Annotated in this window: 23 protein-coding genes and 1 tRNA gene; 10 read left to right on the forward strand and 14 right to left on the reverse strand. The window is 35.2% G+C overall.

Translation table 11 applies throughout. The features are described 5' to 3' along the window. Positions 1-164: 164 nt before the first annotated feature. Positions 165-1148 (reverse strand): aldo/keto reductase, encoded by a 984-nt coding sequence (locus tag LC457_RS09070; protein WP_223599551.1) that lies wholly within the window; start codon positions 1146-1148, stop codon positions 165-167. An 11-nt stretch (positions 1149-1159) separates the two neighbouring features. Next, positions 1160-2059, reverse strand: coding sequence for an NmrA family NAD(P)-binding protein (locus tag LC457_RS09075; protein ID WP_223599552.1), 900 nt, complete (start codon positions 2057-2059; stop codon positions 1160-1162). Between the two features lie 449 nt (positions 2060-2508). On the opposite strand from LC457_RS09075, the gene LC457_RS09080 reads away from it, so the two are divergent. The 3 genes from LC457_RS09080 to LC457_RS09090 all read left to right on the forward strand — a co-directional run bounded on the left by LC457_RS09080 (position 2509) and on the right by LC457_RS09090 (position 4731). Further along, a tRNA-OTHER gene (locus tag LC457_RS09080) sits at positions 2509-2636 on the forward strand. A 282-nt stretch (positions 2637-2918) separates the two neighbouring features. Continuing rightward, positions 2919-3749, forward strand: a complete 831-nt coding sequence (locus tag LC457_RS09085; RefSeq protein ID WP_223599553.1) for an SDR family NAD(P)-dependent oxidoreductase — start codon at positions 2919-2921, stop codon at positions 3747-3749. Positions 3750-3810: 61 nt separating this feature from the next. Next, entirely contained in the window at positions 3811-4731 is a 921-nt protein-coding gene (locus LC457_RS09090) for an AraC family transcriptional regulator (RefSeq protein WP_223599554.1), read from the forward strand. A 24-nt stretch (positions 4732-4755) separates the two neighbouring features. Here LC457_RS09090 and LC457_RS09095 read toward each other — a convergent pair whose 3' ends face one another. From LC457_RS09095 to LC457_RS09105, 3 genes are all read right to left on the reverse strand, one after another. Continuing rightward, positions 4756-5244, reverse strand: coding sequence for a GNAT family N-acetyltransferase (locus LC457_RS09095; protein ID WP_223599555.1), 489 nt, complete (start codon positions 5242-5244; stop codon positions 4756-4758). 121 nt (positions 5245-5365) lie between these two features. After that, positions 5366-5533 (reverse strand): hypothetical protein, encoded by a 168-nt coding sequence (locus tag LC457_RS09100; protein ID WP_223599556.1) that lies wholly within the window; start codon positions 5531-5533, stop codon positions 5366-5368. A 97-nt stretch (positions 5534-5630) separates the two neighbouring features. Beyond that, positions 5631-5777, reverse strand: a complete 147-nt coding sequence (locus LC457_RS09105; RefSeq protein WP_223599557.1) for a hypothetical protein — start codon at positions 5775-5777, stop codon at positions 5631-5633. Positions 5778-5886: 109 nt separating this feature from the next. Here LC457_RS09105 and LC457_RS09110 point away from each other — a divergent pair, with 109 nt between their 5' ends. After that, positions 5887-6705, forward strand: a complete 819-nt coding sequence (locus tag LC457_RS09110; RefSeq protein WP_223599558.1) for a hypothetical protein — start codon at positions 5887-5889, stop codon at positions 6703-6705. Positions 6706-7294: 589 nt separating this feature from the next. Here LC457_RS09110 and LC457_RS09115 read toward each other — a convergent pair. The 6 genes from LC457_RS09115 to LC457_RS09140 all read right to left on the reverse strand — a co-directional run bounded on the left by LC457_RS09115 (position 7295) and on the right by LC457_RS09140 (position 13698). After that, the gene (locus LC457_RS09115) at positions 7295-7975 is read right to left on the reverse strand and encodes a hypothetical protein (protein ID WP_223599559.1); all 681 of its coding nucleotides are present in this window, start codon (positions 7973-7975) and stop codon (positions 7295-7297) included. Positions 7976-8066: 91 nt separating this feature from the next. Further along, positions 8067-8804: a hypothetical protein gene (locus tag LC457_RS09120; RefSeq protein ID WP_223599560.1), complete on the reverse strand. Its 738-nt coding sequence runs from the start codon at positions 8802-8804 to the stop codon at positions 8067-8069. Further along, positions 8804-9508 carry a hypothetical protein gene (locus tag LC457_RS09125; RefSeq protein WP_223599561.1) on the reverse strand — a complete coding sequence of 235 codons (705 nt, stop codon included), beginning with the start codon at positions 9506-9508 and terminating at the stop codon, positions 8804-8806. Before LC457_RS09125 ends, LC457_RS09120 begins: the two co-directional genes overlap by 1 nt. Before the next feature lie 2 nt (positions 9509-9510). Beyond that, positions 9511-11964: an ATP-binding protein gene (locus tag LC457_RS09130; protein ID WP_223599562.1), complete on the reverse strand. Its 2454-nt coding sequence runs from the start codon at positions 11962-11964 to the stop codon at positions 9511-9513. Then, a complete protein-coding gene (locus tag LC457_RS09135; RefSeq protein WP_223599563.1) occupies positions 11964-13184 on the reverse strand; it encodes a DNA cytosine methyltransferase in 1221 nt (406 codons plus the stop codon). Before LC457_RS09135 ends, LC457_RS09130 begins: the two co-directional genes overlap by 1 nt. Positions 13185-13458: 274 nt before the next feature. Continuing rightward, positions 13459-13698, reverse strand: a complete 240-nt coding sequence (locus LC457_RS09140; RefSeq protein ID WP_223599564.1) for a helix-turn-helix domain-containing protein — start codon at positions 13696-13698, stop codon at positions 13459-13461. A gap of 103 nt (positions 13699-13801) precedes the next feature. On the opposite strand from LC457_RS09140, the gene LC457_RS09145 reads away from it, so the two are divergent. Both LC457_RS09145 and LC457_RS09150 read left to right on the forward strand, forming a co-directional pair. Continuing rightward, on the forward strand, positions 13802-14323 hold the full coding sequence (locus LC457_RS09145) for a hypothetical protein (protein ID WP_223599565.1): 522 nt from the start codon (positions 13802-13804) through the stop codon (positions 14321-14323). 545 nt (positions 14324-14868) lie between these two features. Next, positions 14869-16011 (forward strand): serine hydrolase, encoded by a 1143-nt coding sequence (locus LC457_RS09150; protein WP_223599566.1) that lies wholly within the window; start codon positions 14869-14871, stop codon positions 16009-16011. Between the two features lie 68 nt (positions 16012-16079). On the opposite strand, the gene LC457_RS09155 is transcribed toward LC457_RS09150, so the two are convergent. The 3 genes from LC457_RS09155 to LC457_RS09165 form a co-directional block, all read right to left on the reverse strand. Further along, positions 16080-17138 (reverse strand): serine hydrolase, encoded by a 1059-nt coding sequence (locus LC457_RS09155; RefSeq protein WP_223599567.1) that lies wholly within the window; start codon positions 17136-17138, stop codon positions 16080-16082. 140 nt (positions 17139-17278) lie between these two features. Then, on the reverse strand, positions 17279-18433 hold the full coding sequence (locus tag LC457_RS09160) for an AraC family transcriptional regulator (RefSeq protein WP_223599568.1): 1155 nt from the start codon (positions 18431-18433) through the stop codon (positions 17279-17281). Positions 18434-18823: 390 nt separating this feature from the next. After that, on the reverse strand, positions 18824-21220 hold the full coding sequence (locus LC457_RS09165; RefSeq protein WP_223599569.1) for a hypothetical protein: 2397 nt from the start codon (positions 21218-21220) through the stop codon (positions 18824-18826). A 361-nt stretch (positions 21221-21581) separates the two neighbouring features. Here LC457_RS09165 and egtD point away from each other — a divergent pair, with 361 nt between their 5' ends. From egtD to LC457_RS09185, 4 genes are read left to right on the forward strand one after another with little or no spacing between them, the layout of a single operon-like run. Continuing rightward, positions 21582-22562, forward strand: a complete 981-nt coding sequence (gene egtD, locus LC457_RS09170) for an L-histidine N(alpha)-methyltransferase (protein ID WP_223599570.1) — start codon at positions 21582-21584, stop codon at positions 22560-22562. A 16-nt stretch (positions 22563-22578) separates the two neighbouring features. After that, the gene (gene egtB / locus LC457_RS09175) at positions 22579-23769 is read left to right on the forward strand and encodes an ergothioneine biosynthesis protein EgtB (RefSeq protein ID WP_223599571.1); all 1191 of its coding nucleotides are present in this window, start codon (positions 22579-22581) and stop codon (positions 23767-23769) included. Between the two features lie 8 nt (positions 23770-23777). Further along, positions 23778-24698, forward strand: coding sequence for an ABC transporter ATP-binding protein (locus tag LC457_RS09180; RefSeq protein WP_223599572.1), 921 nt, complete (start codon positions 23778-23780; stop codon positions 24696-24698). Next, positions 24695-26260, forward strand: a complete 1566-nt coding sequence (locus LC457_RS09185; RefSeq protein WP_223599573.1) for an ABC transporter permease/substrate-binding protein — start codon at positions 24695-24697, stop codon at positions 26258-26260. The genes LC457_RS09180 and LC457_RS09185 overlap by 4 nt, the downstream gene beginning before the upstream one ends. Positions 26261-26264 lie beyond the last annotated feature (4 nt).

Genomic DNA, 26264 nt, shown 5'->3' on the forward strand with positions numbered 1-26264 from the left:
AGTAACGGTGAGCCGGTTCTGTTTTCGGGCATAAAATAGTCCGATTATATTTTAATCGGACTATTTAGTGTAAGACAATTTACTTTTTGTAAACTATACATTCTATTGAGAGGACAGCAGTTTGCTTGACTAAAAACTGATTGCAGCCATTTTTCACCCTATAATTAATGGTTGAATAATCCATTTTCGGCTAAATTCATAATCGGCATATAGTCGCTTTTTGCATTATTTTTAGGGATAATATTTTCAATACGATCCAAATCTTCTTGTGTTAAGGTAAGTTCTAGTGCTTTTAAAGCATTTTGTACCTGCTCCGGTGTTCTTGAACCTACCAGCGCCATGATGTCGTTTCCTTGAGCTAATACCCATGCAATAGCCAACTGCGATAGTGTCGCTCCCTTATCCTTGGCAATTTCTTCCAATGCATCGTTTAGAGAAAGGTTCTGATTAAAATTCTCAAGAGTGTTATCTGAAACCATATGCTTGATCTGTGCGAGTTTAGAATCTGGATTAGAACCACCGATTACACCGGATAATAGTACTCCAAAGCCTACAACACCAATTCCTAATTCTCTTGCGGTCGGTAAAAGTTCGTCCTCAATCTTTCTGCCCATTAGCGAGTAGGTTACTTCAACAAGACTTATCGGATGAATTGCATTGGCCCTTCTTAACGTTGCCGCATCAACTTCTGAAATACCTATGGTTCGCACAAAGCCTTTTTCAACCAATCTTGACACTGCTCCAATGGTATCTTCAACGGGAACATGAGGGTTTATACGACAAGGCTCGTAAAGGTCAACATACTCTAATCCAAGTCTTTTCAATGAATAGGTAAGGTAGGTTTCGATCAGTTCCGGGCGGGAGTCGATACCATACATACCACCATCCACCTTCAGCATTCCTCCAAATTTTACTGATACGAATGCATCTTCTCTCTTACGACCTTTCAAAGCTTCACCCACAAGAATTTCACTAAGCCCTGCATCATAAAAATCGCCTGTATTAATAAAATTGATGCCAGCATCCAGCGCTGCATGTATTGCACTTATTCCTTGATCCTTATTGGCAGCCATACGCATAGTACCGAGCCCCAGTTGAGAAATTTTGGTATCAGTGATACTGTTTCCGGGAATATTTAGATGTTTCATATGTAATTGTTTTAAGAGTTTTGATATACTTTTGTAAAATCTTTGATAAAGTCTTCAATTTTCACTTTACCATAGGTAATTTTGTCTTTATTGTTAATTAAGTCTTCATATAGACTACCACTGTCTTTTGCCTGGTTTAGTCTTGCAAACCCGTTGGCGGCCTGAGGGCTCATACCTTTTTCTTTGTAAGACTCTTCTAATGTATCATGAGCTATTTTTATCCATTGAATTTCCTTGCCAATAGCTTCACCTAATACTCTTGTCAGTTTCTCACTGTTTAGTTCATCACTGACAATGTATCGCACTTCCCGCCCGGCAGCTAATGAAACCAATTCCTCAGCAGCAACAGCAGCAATATCTAGAGGTGAAACCCAAGGTTCGGGGGTTTCAGCATGGTAACTGGTGATTATGGCATCATATTCCTTAATCATGGGTATAAATGACAGTATGTTAGAATAAAAAGAAACAGGACGAAGGGTCTTGACAGAAATCTCTTCCGGTAATTTTTTAATTGCCTGCTCCGCATAAAAGTGAAAGGCCAGCATACCATTTCCTGTAGCGGAGTGGCCTCCAATACTGCTTAAATGAACAACCCTCTTTAATCCTGAATCCATAACAGCCTTAATATACCGGTTGCAAATTTTTTCATAATTCTTTAGCAGATCTACGGAGGGATCGAACATATTGACAGTAGGTTCCATAAGATATGCTGCATCTGCCCCGGCAAATGTTTTTGATAAAAAATTAATGTCTTCTATACTTCCGATGGCTGCTATTGCACCTAATAATTCTATTTCTTCCTTTTTTGCCGGCTGGCTGCTTATAACAGTCACTTCATGACCTGCTGTAATCAATTGTTCTGCAAGTGGCTTGCTTATAGGTCCTACCGAACCCGTTAATACGATTTTCATTTAATAAGGTTTTTTTATATGTTAGATAAGAGTTCATTTTATATTGACCAATGTACTGAACACCAATATCATTGTTGGTACATAGTGAAAAAAATGGTGTGATCTGAATTGATCTAAAATACATGATACTTTTAAAATTTTACTTCCCATTCTTTGTATATATGAATTAAGTTATTGTATAATTTTACAGCCACAAAATTGCTATATTGTCCGGTTATAAATGTATCTCAATCGACTTTAGTTGTATCTTAATCTGAAGCGAATATCATAATTTTTTAGCCACTATGAGAGATTTGCAACAGACATTTTGTTTACATTTTAAGGTTGTACTTTTCTATTTTGTCTGTTGCAAAGTTGCGCCTATTACTTACTGCTGAAAATGGATGTTTTTAATGATATGATGGATGTTTTTTGATTTAGATAAAATGAAGAATGGCTTCTTCTTTATCAGGGAATAGCTCAATGGCCACCTGATTATGAGTCAGGTGCTCTAAGAAAAGTATATGTTTTTTATGAAAGAGCTGCAATACTACAAAATATTTATGATCTATCGAGGGTTCGAGTCCCTTCTTCTCTGCAAAACTAGACGAGGGGGCGATTCCCTCCAACTCCACAAAAAGAGTATTAGAGGGTTTTTACTGCCTGTTTTTTTATGTCTTGAGGTCTGTAAATAAATTCCTCAACCTCCGTTTGTCTGGCATTGGCAAAGCCTTTATGTGTACTTGTTTTGATATAGTCACAGTCTAGGTTTTGTTTCAGCTTAAAGATCCTCAATTCGCCTACAAAGGTCTGCGATTAGACTACAATTTCAGGAGACAGGCTTTATAATTTTGCTTTATCAAAAAAACATTTTAAAATTATGATACAGCAAAATAGAATCTGGTTTATAACCGGAGCATCAAGAGGTTTCGGACGCATCTGGACTGAGGCAGCGTTGGAACGTGGTGACAAAGTGGTGGCTACCGCAAGAAAACTGGAAAGCATTGCCGATTTTAAGGAGAAATACGGTGATAACGTACTTACTTTAGCATTGGATGTTACCCAGCCTGAGCAGGTAAAAGAAGCCGTACATAAGGCTCACCAGCATTTCGGGAAGCTGGATATCGTACTGAACAATGCCGGATATTCGCTGGTAGGAACTATTGAAGAGGCAGGTGCAGATGAAATCCGTTCTTTATATGAAACCAATATTCTGGGCCCTGTAAGTGTCATTCAGGCGGTACTGCCAATCATGAGAGAGCAGGGATACGGGCATATTCTGGGGACATCAAGTAATCTCGGACACGTTACATTGCCAGTGATTGGGTATTACAGTTCTTCCAAATGGGCTTTTGAAGCCATCCATGAGAGTCTTGCGGAAGAGATCAAACAATTCGGGATCAAAGTGACGATTATAGAACCGGGAGCGTATGCCACGGAATTTGGAAGTCAGGACTCACTGAAATTTTCTCAGAACATGGAGGTGTACAATGACTTTAAGACAGAATTTATAAAGACCATTCAGTCTTATGAGAAGGGAGACCCTACAGCGACGCCAGAAGCGCTCTTCAAAATGGTAGATTCTGAAAATCCGCCCTTGCGTTTCCATCTGGGAAGTCATAACCTTCCTTTGGTGAAGTCTGTATATGCAGAAAGAATCAATCTCTGGGAAGCGTGGGATGAAGTTTCCAGCGCAGCACAGGGATCGTAATAAACAGTAACAGCCGGTTATAAAATTATAGCCGGTTTTTCGTACCTTTAAAATACCATTTATGAAAAAGACAGATCAAACTCCGTTCAAATTTGAATCGTTATCAGAAGCCAGCCGGTTTTTCGGACTGCCAACACCCAAGCATCCTCTCATTAGCTTAATGAATGGGGCGCACAATCTGGTGGCAACAGATAAATTGTCTCAAAAACATGTGTTGAGTTTCTATAAAATATCTTATAAACCGAAACTGGACGGCAGGATAGAATACGGACAGGGCTACTACGATTTTAATGAAGGCGGACTGCTCTTTGCAGCACCCGGCCAGGTGATAGGAGGGAACGGAAACAGTGATACGGTCTGTTCACAATATTCTCTGCTCATACATCCTGACTTCTTTCTGGGATATCCCATCGCCAGGAAGATAAAGCAATATGGTTTTTTCTCCTATTCTACGAAAGAAACCCTGCACCTTTCTGAAGAAGAGAAAAATACGGTACTTTCTATCTTTAATTTTATTGAATCTGAACTCAACAGCCGTATTGACGACTTCAGCCATGATGTGATGATCTCCCAGATAGAGCTGCTCCTGAACTATGCCAACCGTTTTTATAAGCGCCAGTTTATTACGCGTAAAGCTACCAGCAGCAGCCTTCTGCAAAAATTTGAAGATTTGCTGGATGGATATTTTAAAGATGAAATGTCTCTTAATAAAGGAATACCTACAGTAAGTTATTTTGCAGAAAACCTCCATCTTTCACCCAGTTATTTAAGTGATATGCTGCGTTCCTTAACGGGGCAGAGTACCCAGCAGCATATTCATGACAAACTGATCAGCCAGGCCAAAGAAATGCTTTCCACCACCAGCCTGTCTGTAAGTGAAGTGGCGTATGCACTGGGGTTTGAGCATTCCCAGTCGTTCAGTAATTTATTTAAAACAAAAACCAAGCTTTCTCCTTTGGAGTTCAGGAAGTCTTTCAATTAATCTTTTCGATACATGGGGGCCGCATTAACGGTCAAGTCTGTAAATAAATTCTTCGATCTCTGTTTGTCTGGCATTGGCAAAGCCTTTATCTGTGCCTACTTTTACAAAGCCACAGTTTTCCAGCACCTTTTGTGAACCCAGATTGTCAAAAGCTACCCGTCCGAAAATAGGTCTGGTGGTTTCAAGAGTGAGAAAATCTTTCAATGCTGTTGTGGCGACACCTTTTCCCCAGAAAGGTTTATCAATCCAATAGGTGATTTCTGCATCCCCTTCCATGATAAACCTGGCAATGCTTCCGGCGATCTCATTATCTGCGATAATCGTCTGATTGTTGATGGTAGGATCAGCCAGCAATTTTGTGAACTTCGCCAGATAAGCTTCTTTATCGGTGGAATCTTTTGACATAAAGGCTGCCAGATGCCTGGCTTCAGGTTCAAGCTGAAATTCAAAAAGAATATCCAGATCCGCTATTGTGGTTGGTCTGAGTTGTATTTCATAACTACTGTTTTTCATGTTAATAGGTGTGTTGGTTGATCTTCAAATATAATTAAATATTTGGATCAAAAGTAATGGCCTAACGATGCAAAGTCTCATGACTTTGAGCTTATCGATAACAAGTTTCTAAACCAATTTATTATATTTTTAAAAAATATAAATGAAGATTTTCTAATCTATCTATTTCTTTATTTAATTCATTAAGCAATTCAAATTGCTTGTTAATATACTCTTGGAAATTAATGGCTTTATCATCATGAAGTTTTTTATTTTCTAGATGAGCTTTTCTGATTTCTTTGTGTGTCATGGATTTTATAGTATTATTATTTTTTCAATAGAGCCATAGCTGCAATTAAATATGGTTGAAGTAAAAGCAAGAATCCCAGCAATGCTGGGACTCTTGTTTATTTTGAATCTCCAGGCTTGTGCTTGTGAGGCTTTAACTCCGGATGCTTTGGTTTCGTTTCCGGTGTTACCCTTCTTCTTCTGTCTGGGGTTCCGTCAGATTTGTCAGGTTTTGGGCCTGGTTTAATTGCTTTTATTGTTTCCATAATAAATTTATTTAACAGATGAAATTTATCACGATTCAATGGTTTTACATTACGGTTTTCCGTTACGAATGTATAATTATCTCCTATATTTTTGTGCTAAAAAATTTTTATGTTACTAAATTTAATTACTATCTCATTTGGTGTTGGAGAGTTTTTTTCAACAGTATTCTTAATGTTAATTATTTTATCATTCTGTGCATATCTCTACAGAATTTCTAAAAAGTATCAGAAATCTAAATATGCAATTTCATCTCTTGCAATCATGTTGGCATTACATTTAGTGGTTTTCCCGTTTTTATATACTTTAATGCTTAAAAGTAACCCAAATAGCTTTGAATTTAAAACAGCTATTCATGATAATCAAAAACAGGTAGTGATGAATGAGTGGATTGATGATTCTAAAGATATTCCATCCCAAATAAAATATCTTGAAAATATCAAGTTGTCAAATTATACAATCTTAAACAAGTCGTTAAAAGAATTGGAGCAATTAACTTTTACAGAGGGCTATATATTACATTCAGATTTTGATTTTAATATTCCTGGAAAAGATTATATGGCAACAATTTATATATTTGATAAGAAGGGTGTTTTAAAAAAGAAATTTAGGAAGACTGGTGGTCAAAGCGAATTAGATTCTATGAAATTTGGAAGTGTAATCACTCATGATATTAATTATTTAAAAAATGAACTCCATTACTACAAAGTTAAAAAAGTTGAATTAGATAAAAACAATTTTTGGACTTATACAACATTACTTCCTTATAGTGCATCTTCTTTATTTACAGGAAATATGTCTCCATTGACACCAACAGCTAATATATTTTATACGATTCATTATATCATAATCTATTGTATTGGTATAGGTGTTTTTCTTCATTTTCTAATTAGAAATCTGGAATTAATTATTAGAAACCGAAAATCTTAACCTCAACTATAATGTTGAATAACTTTGCAGAAGGATAGCCACAAATAAGCTTTATCCCTTTACACCCTTCAGAAGTCCCTCGAGCCATTAATACAAGGGGCTAGACTCTCTTAGATAAGGGTCTCTAGCCCCTTATGTAACACCCTTTACCCCCTTATACAACCCCCTATACCCCCTTACCCAAGGGGGTAGATCCCCTTACTTAAGAGGCTGGAGACACTTCCTCAAGGGGGTAGAGGCTGTTCGGAAGTCCCTGGAGAGGGTATGATAAGTGGGTAGAGCTACTTAGATAACGGTCTGGAGGTAGTTTGTAGGTTTCAGGACACACTTATATCATTGTCGATATACACCTATCTAAGTGTCTGTAGACAGTTGTTTAAGTGGTAAGAGCGATCAGGGAAGAAACTGAAGATATTTCTGTAAGTGGCTCCGGACACTTGGATAAGTGTTGCAGATTATTTTTGAAGGGGGGCGGACAGTTTGGAAAATACTTCCGGATACTTATAGAAATGTCCGGAGGCTATTTGAAAGTGCCTTTAGTCTTTATATTGAATTCTATGTTTTTTATGAAAGTGCTGAACCAGAGTGGTTAATAATACTCAAATACTCTTTCTGTTTTTTGTTGTATTGCTCCCTGATCATCTGCTAATTCTTCATAAATGGAGTTGGCTTGCGGATCAAGCTTTACATTTTTATAAATGAGCTTAGATTTTTTTTGCTTAGTGGCATCTTCAAGAAGGGTTTCACTTCTCATTTCATTGATGTAGGTGTAAAAAATAGTGCTGTTAACTGGCGTTTCAAAGAAATTTCCGGTTTCTTCTGTTTTTATAAGACGGTTATTTTTGTCAAAATAAAACATCTTGCTAAGGGATATATTGTGAGCCAAATCCTTTGAAACTCTTTTGTACAGAGAATCCGAAACTTTTTCAAAATAGCCTGTAGTTTCTATCTTCTTATTCCCAGGATTAAAGGCTTCAAAATAGCGTTTGGCTTTGTCCTTTGAATTATAGGTGATGATCTTATTGATAGACCTTTCCTGAGAAGGCCCGCTTCCGATAGCATTGTAATATTCTATTTTTGTCAGAAACCCCTCTTTGTCATAATAGGAAATGTTTTTATAGCTGTTTTCCGGTGAATAAGTGATGATCTCTGTGATGGTTTTGGGATGCCCGAAATAGTTAGAAAACTTCAGGTCATTAATGATAGATTTTTCCTGACCACTTACAAGAGCATATAACAGAATAAACAGATAGCTAAGTTTTGTTTTCATATGGTAAGTGTTGGGGATGCTCTATAATTTCCGTTAAGTCTCAAATATAAGTAACTTTCATGCGGGAACATGGGCAATGAAAGTAAAGAAATCAAGCTGTAATTAATATGTGTCTATCTCCAACTAATTTCAAATTTTTTTTCAAGAAGTATAATTGATCAGCCAAAATAAACCGCTCCTTTTTCTTTTTTCTATTTGCTAAATGATGTGCAATCCTTTGATTAGCAAAAAAATGTAATAGATTAAGTAATTGATCAAAATTATAAGAATTGTGAATAGCAATTAACAATGATTTTTTTAATATATAATTGAGTTCGGATTTCATTTGTGCTACTAAATATTTTGAAGGAAAATTTGTCTTCTCTTGAATAAATTCTTCTTTAGAAGTGGGTAAATTCCCAAAGCCAATAAATGCCTTTGCACCATCTTTTATAACTTTTTGACTTAAATCACGTGAATTACAAGCTAAGCAAAAAAATAATTTGCCTTCAAATACATTAAAGTTAGACTCATTAAAAAATTCAGTTTTATAATAATTAATATAAAATTGATTCTCACGCATTGCTTCATCACTAGTGAATTCATACATTTCATAATCATCACTTTTACTTCCGCATAACACATCTTTTGTTCCATGTCCCATAAAAATAATTAAGCTATCTTCGGGCATAGATTTAATTAATTTTATACAATTTGCGTGTGAATTATCATTTGGCTTTACATTATAGTAATGAATTAAATTAGAAGAATTATTTACTAGGCAATTTTTTATTCTTTTTAAAAATTTAGTGCTTTTATCGTGTGGGTGAATAAGTAAAATTTTTTTCATTAGCTATAAGATGTAGTTAAATAAGCAATAACTTGCTCAATAATCTCTTTTTTAAATTCATTTCTCAATCTATCATTATTGCATATAAGTACATTTACCTCTTTAAAAGATTTTCCATTGAAACTATCACTTACGAATCTATTTTTAAAAATCATTTCAGGAAATTTTTCTAATTCCTTTTCAATTAAAAAATCCAATGAATCTTCTTCTTTCAAAATAGTTGAAATGATTTCTTGTTCATAACCATCTCTTTCAACAAAATCCTTAATATCTATTTTTATTAAAGCTTTTATCCGTTTTAGCAAACCATCTTTTTTTATTTGATTTTTTTTAAAAGCGTCAAGCTGACCGGATATTTTATCTTCAAGTAATCCAGAATATAATATTTTAGGAGTTTTTAACATTATTTTATCAGCATTTAATAATCTTATAAGTTCAACTCCATCAATTTTATCATCTCCTAAGTCCCAATCAAATGCAGCAATGTGAAAATTTGCTCCTCTACTAAATTTTTTTTTGAATTCGGTAATAACTTTAGAAATATCAATCTTACCGCTAGTTAGAAACTCGGTTTTTTCGGTACTACCAACATTAAATTGTTCACATGTTAATGTTATTCCATATCTTAACTTTGCATCCCTTTCTAATTTTTCTATTTCTTCAGATTGATCTTCATTATCAAATATTATACAATTTTTTTGCATGGTTAATTATTAATTAATATTTCAAACGTTGCTCCTTTTTCAAATAAATTATTTCCTAGAAAAGTTATTTTTCCTTGAATAGACTTTAAAGCTGTCCTAACTGAATTAAGGCCTATTCCTGAGCCATCTGTAGTAGTTACTCCTAATTCAAAAATTCTTTCAGGATTATCCAAAAAAATATCATTTACTCCATTGCCATTATCATTAAAAATAATCTTGAGGTTACTATTGTCTATATTTGAGATATTAATTAATATTTTATTTGCCCCAGCTTTTTCAGCATTAGATATTAAATCATCAAGAATTATAGATATATCAAGCAAGCTAACTTTTTTTACAAGCTCAGCATTATTACTATTGATTTTGAATGACATTTGAGTCTTCTCATAAAGATCTGAATAAATTTCAATATATTGTTCGATATATTTAACAATATCAACGATCTGTTCATTCTTATCTGTCTTAAAATTCGATCGTGTAATAATCTTACTTATTTTCAATGCCTTTTCAGCTTGAAATTTTATATTTCCTAATGATTTTAATATATCATTTTTTTTATATGTTTCTTCACTGATTTTATAATACAAATTATCAACAGTAGTGCTGATTTTTTTTGATGTTATTTTAATGTTATGGATGAGTCCTTTAGCATCTTCACTTAAAGATCTAGAAGAAGTCCTTAAATAAGTATTTTTATCTTTCTCTATTTCTAGCTCTTTTTGGAGTCTTATAGTTTCATCTTCTAGCTCTTTCCTTTTTTTGTATCCAGATTCTAACTGAGTCTTTAAATTTTGGACTTCGTCGAATAGATTTTCAAGTTCAAAATTTTCTGAAGGAAAATTTTTTAAATTAGCACTTGTTTTACTTATTTTTCCTATCAAATCATTTAATTGGGATGAGGTTAAATCCTTTCCTTTCAATTCATTAATGATAAAGTTGATTTGTTCGTGTGCTCTTTGGGCTTGCTCATGGGCTAATTCTTCAACAAATTTCTTATTTATAGATAACGATATAACATCATCGCCCCTAACATTTATAATTTTTTCTATATTAGAGATGATACGTTTATTCCTTTCCAAAGAATCCTCAATATATTTTTCATCTGATTCACTCCAGTTTTTATCATTTAAAACTTTTTTTTCTATCTCATTCTCTTTTATTAAAGAACTATCCCATTTAATCCCCTCTACTACAAACCTTTCTAGCCTTCGGAAAATTTTAAAATAGTAGCCATATGGTGAATCATTTTTAGTCAATTGTTCAAAATGCTTATTACTATCAACACCTGATCTGTTGGAAATAATAAAGAAGTCATCTCTTTCATCATCAAAATTAACTCCATTAATTTCAATTCTTCCTATCACTTCACGAGTTCCAAGAAATCTATTATATCCTTGGCCCTTTCTTCTTTCCATGCCTAACCAATCATTACCTTGATCACCATATGGTGGTATTCTGAAACCATTAATAAATAAAAAAATAGAACCGAAGTCGACAGATCTAATACCTGTTTGTCTTCTAAAATATGCTTTTGAATAAGGATTTAAATAATAAATATTAATTTCTATATTTTTTAATAAAGTATATAAATTATGCTCAACTAAGGTGAAAATTTTCTTACCCCGATCAATTAATTCTGTTGTAATTAGCTTTCCATCCTCAGAAATGATAGAATTAATATAAGTAGCTTTAAAATTTAATTCACTAAAAATCCTATTTTTAATTATACCATTAATTTTTTCTACTTCTGGAATATTTAATTCATAATTTATAAATTCATTTGCTTCAATATTAATATCAAAAGATTCAGATTCAAAGTTTTGATTCGGATTTATAAAACGTTCAAGCTGTCTCTTGAGAGACTTTATTTTATCAAAATCCCAAATATCCCTTAAATTACTTATAAATAAAGTTGTACCACTATCAAAGACTTCAAGACCTGTTTCTTGAATATATTTAGTTGGAGAGATTTCAACTAAATCAAAATCAATATCTTGAATGTTTTTTTTAATATCATCTATTTTTTCAAATTTTGTCCAGTCAATTGATAGTCTTAGTAAAGGTTTATTTATTTTTTTAGTATATATAACGAGCGATTTTCCAAGTCTATCACATGAAAATCTGCCAACTCCTTTATTACCAGCTAAATTTCTGTTAAATTCTTGTTTTTTAGATTTTTTATCAGAATAAGCAATATTTAACCATTTGTTTATTAAATCGTATTCTGACATCCCAGAACCATTATCACGAAGTATGAATTTTGACTTGTTTGTTTTTTTATATTCTTCGGGTGTTTGATTAGTAATAACGTCTCTAAATATAATATTCGCATTATTAGAACCAGCATCAAATGAGTTTTTAACTAATTCTAATACTGCAACATTATCATCAGTAATTAAATCTTTGCCAATAATATTTTTTAATAATACATTGGTTCTAAAATTTACTTTTGCCATTATACTATGAGTTTTTGAAGTATTATACCTGCTTGTTCTGCAAAAAGAGGTGGAATAGCATTACCAATTTGAGTATAACGAGGAACCTCTTGAGTTCTTCTTTTTCCTCCGGTTGTATATTTGCCCTGAAATTCATACCAATCTGGAAAAGACTGTATACGTGCATATTCTCTAACGGTGAGTATACGAGGTTCAGAGTAATGTATGTAATCATCTGGAAGAGTTGTAATAGTAGGGCTTTTACTTGCTCCACATAACGGTATTATAGTATGCTTTTTTAAATTATATCTTTCACGAACATCTTTACTTAAATCAAGATTCCTGCGGTTAATTGATAACTCAAGTATTATTTTAAACCTTTCTAAAGTTATTGATGTATGTTTTGAAAATCTATGACTATCCGCAACTTCACGACGGATCCTTTTTCGCATGTATCTTTGATATGAAGATTGTTGTTGACCATATTTTCCTGCTTGAAAGCTCTTTGTATCTGGTGATTCTTCTGTTCCATTTGATTTAAGAAGATCAGAAATAGCATCTTGTAAGTTAGTATCTTTAGACAATCCTCTTTTTTGTAGAAAACTAAAAGATTTATATTGAAGAGACAAGAAAAAGTCATCAACTAATTCTTGAGATGAATTTTGAAGATCATTTCTAATACCAATAAGTATGAATCTAGTTCGTTTCTGTGGAACTCCATATTCTCCAAAATTTACTAGTTTCCCTTTTACATAATATCCAAGGCTTTGCAATTTTTGTGTTACAACTGAAGAGTAAGCAATCCCTTTCTCTTTATTTTTTTTGAATTCCATAGTAAAGCCCCTAACATTTTCAAAAAAAATGATTTTTGGCTTAACATATTCTACAAATTTAATATATGAGTTTATTAGGTCATTACGTTCGTCAGTTTCATTACGTCTACCTGCCATTGAAAACCCCTGGCAAGGTGGACCTCCAGCAATAAGGGATACCGTTCCTCTCAAGGATTTTAAGTTTTTTTCATGAGTTTTGAGAACAGAATTAATATCATGATTTTGTTTAGGTAACCATTCAGGCCAATCAAAATGATTTTTCTTATTTATTAAATTGTGTTCTAATGTTTTAAAAGCATCTGGGCTTTTCTCTATAGCGAATAAACCATTCCAACCTGCATTATGTAGTCCTAAAGAAAGGCCACCACAGCCAGCAAATAAATCGATGTATAGGTTGTCAGTTTCCATTTTGTAAAAATCGTTTAATATACAAAAGTATTTAATAACTATATAAGGTGAAAGAATTTTTTGAGAGAATAAAAATATTAGCTAATAAATGTTATTATTTAGTGTCGCCAAAAATATAAAACATTTCTTTTTATGCATTACGGCTTTCCGTAAACAGCAAAAATAAAAAACACGTTAAAATTTTGATTCAGTATTTTCACGGAAATTTTAAAGATTTCAACGGAAAATATCTTCAAAGCTTAGGCATAAAAAAATTCCAGTAATAATGGGATTTTTATTTGTCAATATCGAAATCAAATAATTCTTTTGTTGATATATCTAGCCCTTTTGCTAATTCCAAAACAGTAGACATTTGAATATTTCTTAATCCTTTTTCAATCTTACTGATATCACTATAGTCAATGTCGCAGTTTTGTGATAATTGTCTGAGACTTAAGTTTTTTTCGGTTCTCAATGCTTCGATTCTCTTTCCAAAGCTTTTTAAGAATGCTATTTTTTCTGGTGTTACAGACATATTAAATTAAATAAAAAGCAAGTTCAATAGAAACAGATAAAAACTTGTGGGTAATTATACCCACGTTTGATTTTTTTTATTACATTTATAAAAAAATACAAACATGAAAAAGACAAGCACACATTTTGAACCTCAGCTTTGGAAAGGCGGTAAGAAGCGCTCCGGGTTACAGCTGATGGAGAACTTTTACCAGTTCAATGATCTGGCAGCCTCTAAAGAGAAGTTAAACAGCATTATGAGTTACGCTATAAAGCGAAACAGCTGGATCAATGAAGATCCGTCGGTAGTTTTTCAGTTTCATCAGGCGGTGCGGTCGTTTGTGCGTGCGTGCTACCTCATCCATTTAGAAGGAAAGAAATGGGTTGCAGATCCTCCGTTGGAAAATCCTTCTCCATGGGTTCTCGGCTTGCTTTCGGAGAAAGAATATCAAAATCCAGTGTTGGTTTTTAAAAAAGCATTCAAAGAATACAGCGTCAAGGAGTTTGATTATTTTATGTCCGGGATTGTCTATTTCTCAATGGGTATGTATGAAAATCTGCCGGAAAGAAATATTGTCAATCCCTACATTCATCTGATAAAAATGCTGGATGCGGGGCATCTTATGCTGGAAAGGAGAGGGAGGTAGGAGCTGGGAGCGGGAAGATGGAAGAAGGAAGGTAGTTTGAGTTGTAGTGACGTATGGTTGGTATGGCAACATCTGTATTTCAAACGCTGTCATTCTGAATACAGACTAAAAGTCTGCGAACATAGTTCAGGAATGTAATGAAGAATCTCAAGTATTTCAGAGAGATTCTTCCTTCGTCAGAATGACAAGTGCTAAAATTTAACGCAAAGGTTTACTACTATGATTATCGTATTACAAGGGAGCAAAGTTGGAATCAATTGCATTGATTTTTCTAAGCGAACGCATAGCCATACAGCTTCATCCGCGATTTTATCACCCTCTTAGCAAATATAAAATGATTTGAACGTGATCTTTGTGTTTTAAAGAAATAAAAGGCTGGAAGATAGAAGTTATTTTAATCAGAATACATGACGTTATTTAACTGAAAAACAGAAAACTCCTGAAGCAGAGTATACTCCTGATAATATTCTTTGTATTTTTAGCACGGCAACAAAGGTGAAGGAAGTGTTGATCTTTCAATCCGAAATATTGTAAACAAATAGAAAATGAACGGCAAAATAATACAACCCATCTTTGGTTTTTCTCTTACCATATTTCTTCTTTCCTGTTCGGGAACAAAGCACGCTGTTGAGGTTGAAAAGGTGAAAAAGGATTCACTCTATACCGAAATTCAGCGGATCGGTTTGGAATCAACCAGAAATAACAATGTTCCCGGGGTAGCCGTAGCCGTTATTCAGAATGGAAAGATAGTCTGGACACAATGTATAGGATTTGCTGATAAAGAAAGCCAAAAGCCGGTAACCACAGAAACCATTTTTAATGTGGGTTCTGTTTCAAAAATGGTATCTGCGTGGGGCTTCATGCAACTGACAGAAAAGGGACTTGTAGAACTGGACGATCCTGTAAATGAATATCTGACCCGCTGGAAATTACCTGCTTCCCAATATGATATTTCAAAAGTTACGCTGAGGCGTATTCTCAGCCATACGGCAGGACTTTCGGTACATGGTTACGGAGGTTCTGAGCAGGGAACAAAACTGCTGAGTCTGGAAGAATCTCTTTCCGGAAAGACAAAAAGAAATGGAGAAAGTGTGCGTTTAATCAATGAGCCGGGAACACAATGGGAGTATTCAGGCGGCGGTTACACATTGGCACAGCTGATGCTCGAAGAAAGAGCAAAGGAGAAGTTTGCAGATTATATGAAAAAGAATGTTTTCAACCCTTTAGGATTGAATCATACTACTTATGAATGGACGGAAGAAATGATGAAAAATTCTGCAACGGCTTATGATGCATCGGGCAAGCCTATCAAGAACAGAATATTTACAGAACAGGCTGCAGCAGGATTACAGACGACAGTGTTGGATCTGGCGCATTTCGCAGAACTGTCATTAACATATGAATCAAACAAGCTGCATAAAGTCTTGAAACCGGCAGCCATACAATTGATGGAAAAATCTGTTTCACCATTTTCCGATAAGGGAAAGAGTGGTCTTGGATATCGGTTCATGTATTATGAAGGGCTTGAAACGGTAGGGCATACCGGGGAGAATGAAGGCTGGAGCGCTGGCGTGTTTATGCATTTGCCCACAAAGAGCAGTATTGTAATTCTCTGCAATGGTTCCAACGGAGATCGTGTTTGGTATCCCATCTATCAGAGCTGGGCAAAAAGAATAAGAGCAAATTGAAATAGAATACCATAATAAAAAATCCAGAAAATTGTTTTCTGGATTTTTTGTATGATGGCTTAGAAGATTTATTTCAGTACTTTGTTGTAGATCTCATTCAGCAGGTTTTGTCTCATTTTAGAATTTCTTTGGTTTAAAAGGATAATGATACCCCATTTTTTTGCCCTGTTGTAGCAGATGATGGAAGATTGACCCATAGAATCACCGGACTTCAGGAAAATGGTATTCTGATCATCTGTATTAATGGTAAGGCCTAGTCCCATTTCTCTTTTTTCATCCTTATAGTAAAGCTTTTCTGTTAAAAGTGCGGCATTAGATATTGGATTTCCGTTGGTAAGAACTGCTTTCAGATAGGTGATCATATCCGAGGCATTTGATTTTACCAATCCTGCCGATGCTGTAATATTCCACTTGAAAAATTCCTGAGCGCCGCCATTGGGATTATAGCCTGCTGTGATGTTTTTTACATTGAAATCCTTTGTCAAGGTATTGGTCATCTGCAGAGGAGTGATTATTTTTTCACGGATTATTTCATCATAGCTTTTACCGTACACTTTCTCCAGTATTTGTCCCAACAGGGTATAGCCAATGGTAGAATAGCGGTATTTACCATAATCAGTGATTTCATTGTAGTTGTTGATAATGGAAGTCAGTGTTTTTTCTGTGACATTACTTACCGGCTGTTGCGGATTTAATTCTATCAGTTTGGCGAAATCTATATCCGGCAGACCAGACTGATGAGAGGCCAGATCTGAAATTCTGATTTTGTTTCTGAGGTTTTTCTGTAAAATATAACTTTTAGGCAGGTAATTGTCAATATAATCTTCCGGTTTTAGTTTATTTTCAATAACCGCCTGGGCAATTAAATTTGAAGTCAGAATTTTGGTAATAGATGCAATTTCAAATATGGAATTCTTGTTAATGTCAACAGAACTTTCTTTGCTAAGTTTTCCATAAGCAGTATAATATTCTTCATCATTACTGATAAACCCAACACTGATGGCAACGTCCGGATTTTTCTGATAATTGTCTTTGATGATGGAATCTATTTTTTTGGAAATGTTCTGTCCAAAAGTAAAAGTACTGATCAATAATAGTACTGCTAAAAAAGTGAATGAAGTTTTCATTGTATCGTTATTTTAATAGTTAAAAATGATTTCGATACAAAGATGTGGAAGTACCTAGATCTACGCGACCGAATAAAAGTATTCGGCCTCATTAGTCTGAAAAAATACGTTCGGGTAATGTAAGATACGAGTACGAGTAATTACAAGGTGTTGTTTTGTAATGAGTTGCGATACTCTGTCGGTGTATTCCCTGTATGCTTTTTAAAAGCAGTATTGAATGAAGATTTTGAATTGAAACCAACTTCGTACAGGATTTCCAGGATGGTTACTTTACTTTTTGTAGTGTCTTTTAGAATATTCATTGCATGTTCGATACGATAGGTATTTACAAAATCGTAAAAATGCTGTCCCAATTGATGGTTGATAAGAACAGACAACTCACGAACGGGAATTTCAAGCTCTTTTGAAATATCCTGTATCGTTAAAGAAGGATTAAGAAATGGTTTTTCTTCTGTCATCAGTTTCTTCAGTTTCAGTAATTCTTCATTGTTTATATTTTCATTGACAACTTCAGAAGTATTATTTTTTTCTTCGGAAATCAGATCCGAAACAAGCTTTAATTTGGAATCAATATTTCTAAAAAGACCAGGGTTATTCAGAGCTTTGTACAGATACCAGCACACAATAAAAAGCTGAAGGACCAATGCTCCTATTTTTATCCATTCTGAGATGTACGGATAATCCGAAAACTTGAAAATATTCTTCAATAAAGCAATGGAATATAAAATGGTAAGCACCACCGTAAACTGGAACAACCAGTTGTAGGAATTGATATGGGTGCCGGCATTATTTTCAAGGTAAAGCTTTTTAGCCTTTCTTAAAAGCAGGAATACAGCAGTAAAATAAACAATCACCTGAATATGGAACAGGATATGATTGAACTGAAGCTCTGCCATATGCTGACGATTGACAAGGAAGTCAACTTTAGAAGCGGTATCTACAGCGTAAAAACGGGGCAGCAAAACAGCATTCACAACTAAAAAGGGAAGAAGATGAATGAGGTATTTTGGTCTGAGTTTAAAGTCAGAATAACAAACAGACAGCACATACAGATAGAAAACAGGAATCTGTAAAAACGCAAATGTAGTTCTCAGCATTCCCAGATTGGAAGGACCGCTAGAAACTGAATTCAATAAAGGCTCACTCACATCTATGGCGGTGAGGATAAGGAAAAAAGCAAAAAGGCGATTATTGGTTTTGTGTTCTGTTTTGACTGTAAGTAAAAAAAATACAAGAAAGAATGAAACGAACAACGAGATGATTGTTACGATACTTAATAAATTCATTTTATCCATTCATAATGCTTTATGTTCTGTATTTTGTTCCGGGTTTTACTTTCGTAAATATAATTATTTAACCGACATCAGCATGCAGGTTTCAAAGGGAAACAGAATATTGTTTGTGCGTTTTAGAAAATGGAAGTGAAGAGGTTGGGAGCTGGGAGAGGGAAGATGGAAGTTATTTTGAGTTGTATTAATGGATGATCTGAGATTCTTCCTTCGTCAGAATGACAATGCGCTGTCAGAAATCGGAATAGAAGATTGAACGTAACTAATGACAAAAATGAAAGTTATTATCCCTTAAAAAAGATAAACAGCTATTTTTATAACTATCATAACTTCCAGCCTCCAGTTTCCCGCTTCAAAACAAAAAAAGCCTCTCAAGATCATTGAAAGGCTTTTTTATTATTTTAAAATCTGCTGATCAAAAAGAAGATGGTCATCTTCATCAAAACTTATGATCTGTACTTTATATTGTTTGGCGCTGTCGTTATTGAAGAATTTAATTCTTGGCGGAACATAATCGCTGTCAAATAAATTCGGATTCCAGTAAAGGGTTTCTCTGGTATCGTTTTCAATTTTCTCCGGAGCGTCATCATCTATCATTTCAATAGGAAACTCTGAAGGCTTATCATATCCTTTGATGATGGCTGAGTTGTTCTTTGGGGCTTCTTTTTCGGTACTTTTAGATTTCATATTGCCTTTCATGGTGTAGATGGCTACGGCATCACCTATTAATCCTGATCCTTTGATAATTTTTACCATTGCGATATTATTTACAGGAAGGGATGAAATCATGGAGCCATCAGTAAGTACTTCATCTAAATACAGCTTCGCCTGCTGGCCTCGGATGTACGGTACATTTACTCCTGAATTATTTCTTTGAAGTGTTAAACCTGCTGCTTTTCCCTGCAGCCAGTCTAATATATTGCTTGATCCAGAGACATGCTGATCTTCATTCACAAAGTCAAATACAGTAGAATTTTCAGAACTGAACATTCCGCTGGAGAGCTGCTTATCTAATTCCTGTTTCGGATCTTTCTTTTTTCCTACTAATGCTACTTCCTGAATCTGGATATCATTACTCTCTTTCTTCCTGATGTTTTTTTGAGTATTGATGGCTCTGGCAATGGCAGGAGGAAGGGTTTTGCTTTTAGCAGATTTTACCAATGTATATTTTGTACCGGGGAAATTACCTTTAAATTCTGAAGGATTTACCAGCGGTTCCACGGTAACGAATAAATTATCAGTACTTGATTCTTTATTTTCTGAATTGACGAATAATGAAACATTCACAGGTTCATCATTGTTGAGATTATTTAAATAGACATACCCGTTTTGATCTGTTTTAAATTGATTAAAGGCAGGTTGATTTTTGCCTAACTGCAATACTAAATTTACAGTAGAGTTGATCAGCAGAGCGTTGTTTTTAATAGGTTTTACTCGGTAAGAAAGATATTGCTGAGATTGGGTTTTAATGATAGGGGCAGTTCCACTGAGTACAGAATTCCAGTCGAATCTCTTCCAGTTTTCAGAAATAAGAAGTGCATCCAGAGCTTCAGTATTGGCATTTTTAGAAAAATACTGTGCCGGGCTGTCTATTTTTGAAGTAAAATCCCCCGTTAACCAAAGTGCGCTCAGAATATTTTCTTCATCAGGAGTTTGGGTGCCGTCATCTTCACTTACCACAACAGTATAATTTTTGAAATAAGACTCCGGAGAAAGGTCAATGCTGTTGAAAGACCTTGGAGTTTGTTTTAAACTCTGGCCTATAATTTCTGCTTTTTCAATCTTTAAATCGCCGGGTTTTATAAAGCAAAGTCTTTGGGCCACGGGATTGTCCTGCTCATCAAAAATTACCAGCTGTAAAACACCATTGGCTCCGTTGCTGATTTTTGTAGGAATAAGACTTGATGCTTCATTGGTTAAATGGTTGATGTTCGCTCTGTAAGCAAGGTGATTATTGATAAGTCCGACAATTTTATACCCTTGAAGCTGTTGTTTTAGGTTAACACCTTTTAAGGAATACTTAATTCCTTCCTTGGAGCTGTGAACTTCTACATTAAGACCGCTGTCTGCAGCCTGTGGTAAATCTATTGTCTGGCTTTTTCCTGCATTGTCCTGAATAATAGCCTGGTATTTTTTTCCTGATGCCGGAGTCATTGTAAAGGAAGCAACATTTTTATCAAAAGATTTAAACGTAGTGACAGGAGTTTTTGGATTTTGTGCATCAATTATTTTTCCGGTCCAGTTTTCCGGTAAAGAAGAATTGCCGGATAATCTTACCGCAAATTTGGTAGGCATGCCGTTAATGAAAGTTCCGCCTTCCGGAAATGCTTTTGCAGACCAATCGGAATTTTTAGAAACTACTAATGATTCTGTGGAATTTGGGTTGTAAACGGGAAGTGTTTTAACAATCTGAAAATCTTCATTAAAGTTGGTCATATAAGGCGTATAAGCTCTTACAAAATATACCTGTTCAGGAAGGTCTTCTTTCAGCTGAAAATCTCCGCTGCCTTCACCATTGGTAAGAAGTACCGTTTTCCAGTCTATTAATTTTTTATCAGAATTGTACAATTCTACAAATAGAGTCGTGGATAATGCAGATCGGTTATATCCGTCAAATACAAAGCTTTTGAACCAGATTTTATCACCGGCGGCATATTGTGATTTGTCGGTAAGCAGGTATACTTTCTCTTGTTCATAATTATCCTCAAGATTGGTAATTGCTTTTTCTAATTTGGTTTGTGCCAGCACAGGTGTTACCATTGAAATAAGCAAAACACAGAATATATTTTTCATAAAAATCTCAGCGCATTTTAATTCTGGGCTAATTTAGTCATTTAAAGACTTCGGAAAAGGTTAAAAACTTATAATTATCCAATTTAAAAAGCATTTCTTTCAGATTTTGATGTACAGTTTTTTAACAGCAATACTGGCGCAGTTTTCTCAGAAAAAGATTCCGTTAAAACATTCTGATTTAAGAAAAGTATTCGTGAATAGTTCAGTATTTTACCAATAAAATAAGATGTGGTACATCAAAACCGTAAATAAATCCTATCTTTAATTAGATGAATTGGAGAAGCTTATAGATATTCGGAAAGTAATTCCGGTGTCGGCAAGATAGTTGTACTCAATGAACGACCAAAACAAAATGTAAACTATGAATGTACAGTTAAAACAGGATTGTCATTTTAAAGATGATGGTGCCGATAATTTCGGTTCGGACGTTTTAAAAGGCCTGTCCGCTCATCCGAAAAAATTATCTTCAAAATATTTTTATGACAAAACAGGCGACCGCCTTTTCCAGCAGATTATGGCTATGCCTGAATATTATCTTACCAATTGTGAGCTGGATATATTTAAGAATAAAACAGAGGAGCTTGCAAAAGCGATTTCCAATATCAATGAATCTTTTGATCTTATAGAATTAGGAGCAGGCGATGCGATGAAATCATCTTACCTTCTCAAAAATTTAGTAGAAAAAGGAACAGATTTTACCTATATGCCTATTGATATTTCAGGAAATATTCTTTCTGTTTTACAGGAAAATCTGAAGAAAAAACTGCCTGAACTTGAAATTTTACCGTTGGAAGGAGAGTATTTTGATATGCTTGACAAAGCCACAGGGATTTCAAAAAGGAAAAAAGTAGTCCTTTTCTTAGGTGGAAATATAGGAAATATGGAGAGTGAGGAAGCCAGACATTTTTGCAATGAAGTGAAAAGAAAACTGAATGCCGGAGATTTATTTCTCGTAGGTTTTGACCTGAAGAAAAACCCAAACACCATTCTTGCAGCTTATAATGATCCCGCGGGAATTACCGCTTCCTTCAATCTTAATCTTCTGACAAGAATCAACCGGGAACTGAAAGCTGATTTCAAGGTGGAAAATTTTCAGCATTATCAAAATTATGACCCTATTTCAGGAGCCTGCAGAAGTTTTCTGGTAAGTCTTTGTGATCAGGAAGTTTATGTGGGAAACCATTTGTTTCAATTTAAAAAAGATGAACTGATTGATATGGAGATTTCTCAGAAATTTTCTGAACAGGATATCAAAAAACTGGCTGGAGACTCAGGATTTCATATCCTTGTTGAGATTAAAGATACTAAAAACTGGTTTGTAGATTCTATCTGGATGGTATAATTTAAAATGATTTTTTATGAAAAAAGATGCATTACTTGTAAAAGCAAAACCTCATAAAAACAGGACAAAAAAATACTCTGAAATCAGAAATCATTCCGTTGAGATTTGCAGTCCTTTGGAAATTGAAGACTATGTTGTTCAGCCTATAGTAGATGTGAGTCCTCCGAAATGGCATTTGGGCCATACAACCTGGTTTTTTGAAACCTTTATTTTACAGCCCAATTTTTCCGGTTACGAAGTTTTTGATCCTCAGTATAATTTTGTGTTCAATAGTTATTACGAAACCATCGGGGCCCGTGTTATCCGTACTGACAGAGGAAATTTGAGCCGTCCATCTGTTTCAGATGTTTTTAAATACCGTGAATATGTAGATCAGAAGATGGATGAATTTCTTCAGAACGGATATCTTACAGAATCACTGGAGTCACTGTTAGAATTAGGGTTAAACCATGAACAGCAGCACCAGAAATTATTATTGACAGATATCAAATACATTTTAGGTCATAATCCTTTATTTCCTCCTTACAAAAAGGAAAATATTTCAAAAAATGAAACTGTTGTAAACTCAGAGATGATAAGCTTTTCAGAAGGAATTTATGAAATCGGTTTTAAGGGTGATGGCTTTTGTTTTGATAATGAACTGGGAAGACACAAAGTATATCTGAATGATTTTAAAATTTGCAGTCAATTGGTGACCAATAAAGAATATTTAGAATTTGTTGAAGCAGGAGGCTATGAAGATTTCAGACACTGGCATGCCGAGGGTTGGGATTGGGTGAAGCAAAATAACGCAAAATCCCCCTTATACTGGCATTTCATTGATGGGAAATGGATGAATTATACTTTACATGGTTTAGAGGAAATCGACTTAGAAGAAGCCGTCTGCCATATCAGTTTTTTTGAAGCTTCCGCTTTTGCTTCATGGAAAGGAAAACGCCTGCCCACCGAAGCTGAATGGGAGATTGCATCAGAATATTTTGACTGGGGAAAGCGCTGGGAGTGGACCAATTCTGCTTATCTTCCATATCCGGGATTTAAAAAAGAAGCAGGAGCTGTGGGAGAATATAACGGGAAATTTATGGTGAATCAAATGGTGCTTCGTGGTGCTTCAGTGGCCACTCCGCCCGGACACAGCAGAAATACTTACCGGAACTTTTTCCAGACTCATTTACAGTGGCAGTTTACCGGAATCAGACTTGCACAATAATTTTGCCTATGATTACAGTTGAATCGGTTTCAAAAAGTTTTAACGGGAAAAAAGCCGTGGATGCTATTTCTTTTCAGGCCAATGACAAAGAAATTCTGGTGCTTTTAGGAACAAGCGGCTGCGGAAAAACAACCATGCTGAAAATGATCAACCGCCTCGTTGATATAGATTCCGGGACTATTTTGATTGACGGTAAAAATATTCAGTCGCAAAAAGTGGAAGAGGTGCGTATGGGAATCGGATTTGTCATGCAGCATTCCGGATTATTTCCCCATTATACCATACAACAGAACATAGCAGTCATTCCTGAATTGCTGAAATGGGATAAAAAAAAGACAGTCAAAAGAACTCTTGAATTATTACATAAACTTTATCTTTCAGAAGAGATACTTACACGGTTTCCAAACGAATTAAGCGGCGGACAGCAGCAAAGAGTAGGAATTGCCAGGGCTCTGATTGCGGATTCACCTGTTTTGTTGATGGACGAACCGTTCGGAGCATTGGATAATATTACCAAAACCGATATTCATTCAGAATTTAAATCACTGGAAGAACTTAAAAATAAGACGATTATTCTGGTTACCCATGATGTTCAGGAAGCATTCGATTTAGGTCATAAAATCTGCCTGATGGATCAAGGGAAAATTATCCAGACGGGAACTCCGAAAGAAATGCTGTATCAACCCAACAATGATTTCGTTAAAAATTTCTTTGCCAAAAACCGGCTTTTACTGGAATACAAAGTGGCCAGACTGAAAGATATGACCTCTCTGATTGAAGGAAGCCGCTTCTACGAAGAACTTAAGTTCTCAGAGAATTCAAGTGTGTGGGATGCGTTGCAGCAGTTGAGCGCTGATACTTTGCTTTCCGAAGATTACGAAAATCTGGTGAAAGCTTTTAATGAATACCGAAAATTCCAGACTGTATGAGTGAGCAGAGTTTTTGGCAGTTTATCATAGAGCAGCATGAGAAACTTCTTACTCAGGTTGTGCAGCATCTGGGACTTACTTTTTTGTCTCTGTTTCTGGCGATCATGATTGGAGTGCCTTTAGGAATTCTCATTGCCCGAAAAACAAAATTGTCAGGTTCTGTTTTGGGAATTGCAGGAATTTTACAGACGATTCCCAGTATTGCTTTGCTAGGTTTTATGATTCCTGCTTTCGGGATCGGGGCAACTCCAGCCATTGTTGCATTGCTGATCTACGCGCTTTTACCTATCATCAGAAATACGTACACCGGAATTACGGAAGTGGATCCGGCGATAACTGAAGCTGCAAAAGCAATGGGGATGAACAGAAGACAAATGCTTTTCAAAGTTCAGCTTCCTTTGGCAATGCCTGTCATTATTGCGGGAATCAGAACAGCGGCGGTTATCAATGTTGGGGTGGCAACTTTAGCTTCATTTGTGGCGGCAGGAGGTTTGGGTGAGTTTATTTTTGGCGGAATTTCCCTTAATAATACCAATATGATTCTGGCCGGTGCAATTCCGGCAGCGTTATTGGCTGTTCTTTTGGATCAAATCATCGCAGTTTTACAGGAATTAAGCTATCAGTCTGTAAAGAAATTAAAATATATTGTCCCGGTTGTATTGGTGATTATCGGGGCTATTTATCTTTTTGCTTCGGCTTCAAACCATAAGCTTAAGGCAGGCTTTACACCCGAATTTATGGGACGGCAGGACGGTGATCTGGGGCTTCGTTCGGTATACGGGCTTGATGCACATCCTCTGGTGGTAAGTGATGCCATCATGTACAAAGCAGCCTACGAAAAAGAATTGGACCTCATCAGTGGATATTCTACAGACGGCCGAATCAAGGCTTTTGATTTGTATGTTCTGGAGGATAATAAGAAGATTTTTCCACCCTATTTTGCTGCTCCCGTGATCAAAACAAAAACACTGGAAAAGTTTCCTGAACTGGACAAAACACTGAATCTTTTAGCAGGGAAGTTCAATGATTCAATCATGACAGATCTGAATTATAAAGCCGATTACCTTAAACAGACTCCTGAGAAAATTGCTAAAGACTTTTTAATAAGAACAAACTTGTATAAAGATCCACGCAAAGGAAATTCACAAACCATAAAAATCGGGTCAAAAATTTTTGGTGAACAGTATATTCTTGCCGAAATTTACAAAATGCTCATCGAAGGCTATACCAATTATAAAGTGGAAACAAAAACGGGGCTTGGCGGAACGAAAATCTGCTTTGATGCTCTGATGAATGATGCAATTGATTTGTATCCCGAATATACAGGAACCGGACTGCTGGTTTTGCTGAAACCTTCGGCAAAAACGATAGAAGAAGTTTCTAAGAGTCCGGAAAAAACATTGGATTATGTCAATCTGGAATTTCAGAAACAGTATGGAATTGAATGGCTGAAACCACTCGGTTTTAATAATGCGTATGCTTTGATGATGCGAAGGAAACAGGCGAATGAGCTTAATATTAAAAATATTTCTGACCTGAAGAATTATCTGGATTCAAATTAATGAT

The sequence above is a fragment of the Chryseobacterium sp. GVT01B genome, assembly GCF_019970045.1.
Classification (GTDB): domain Bacteria; phylum Bacteroidota; class Bacteroidia; order Flavobacteriales; family Weeksellaceae; genus Chryseobacterium.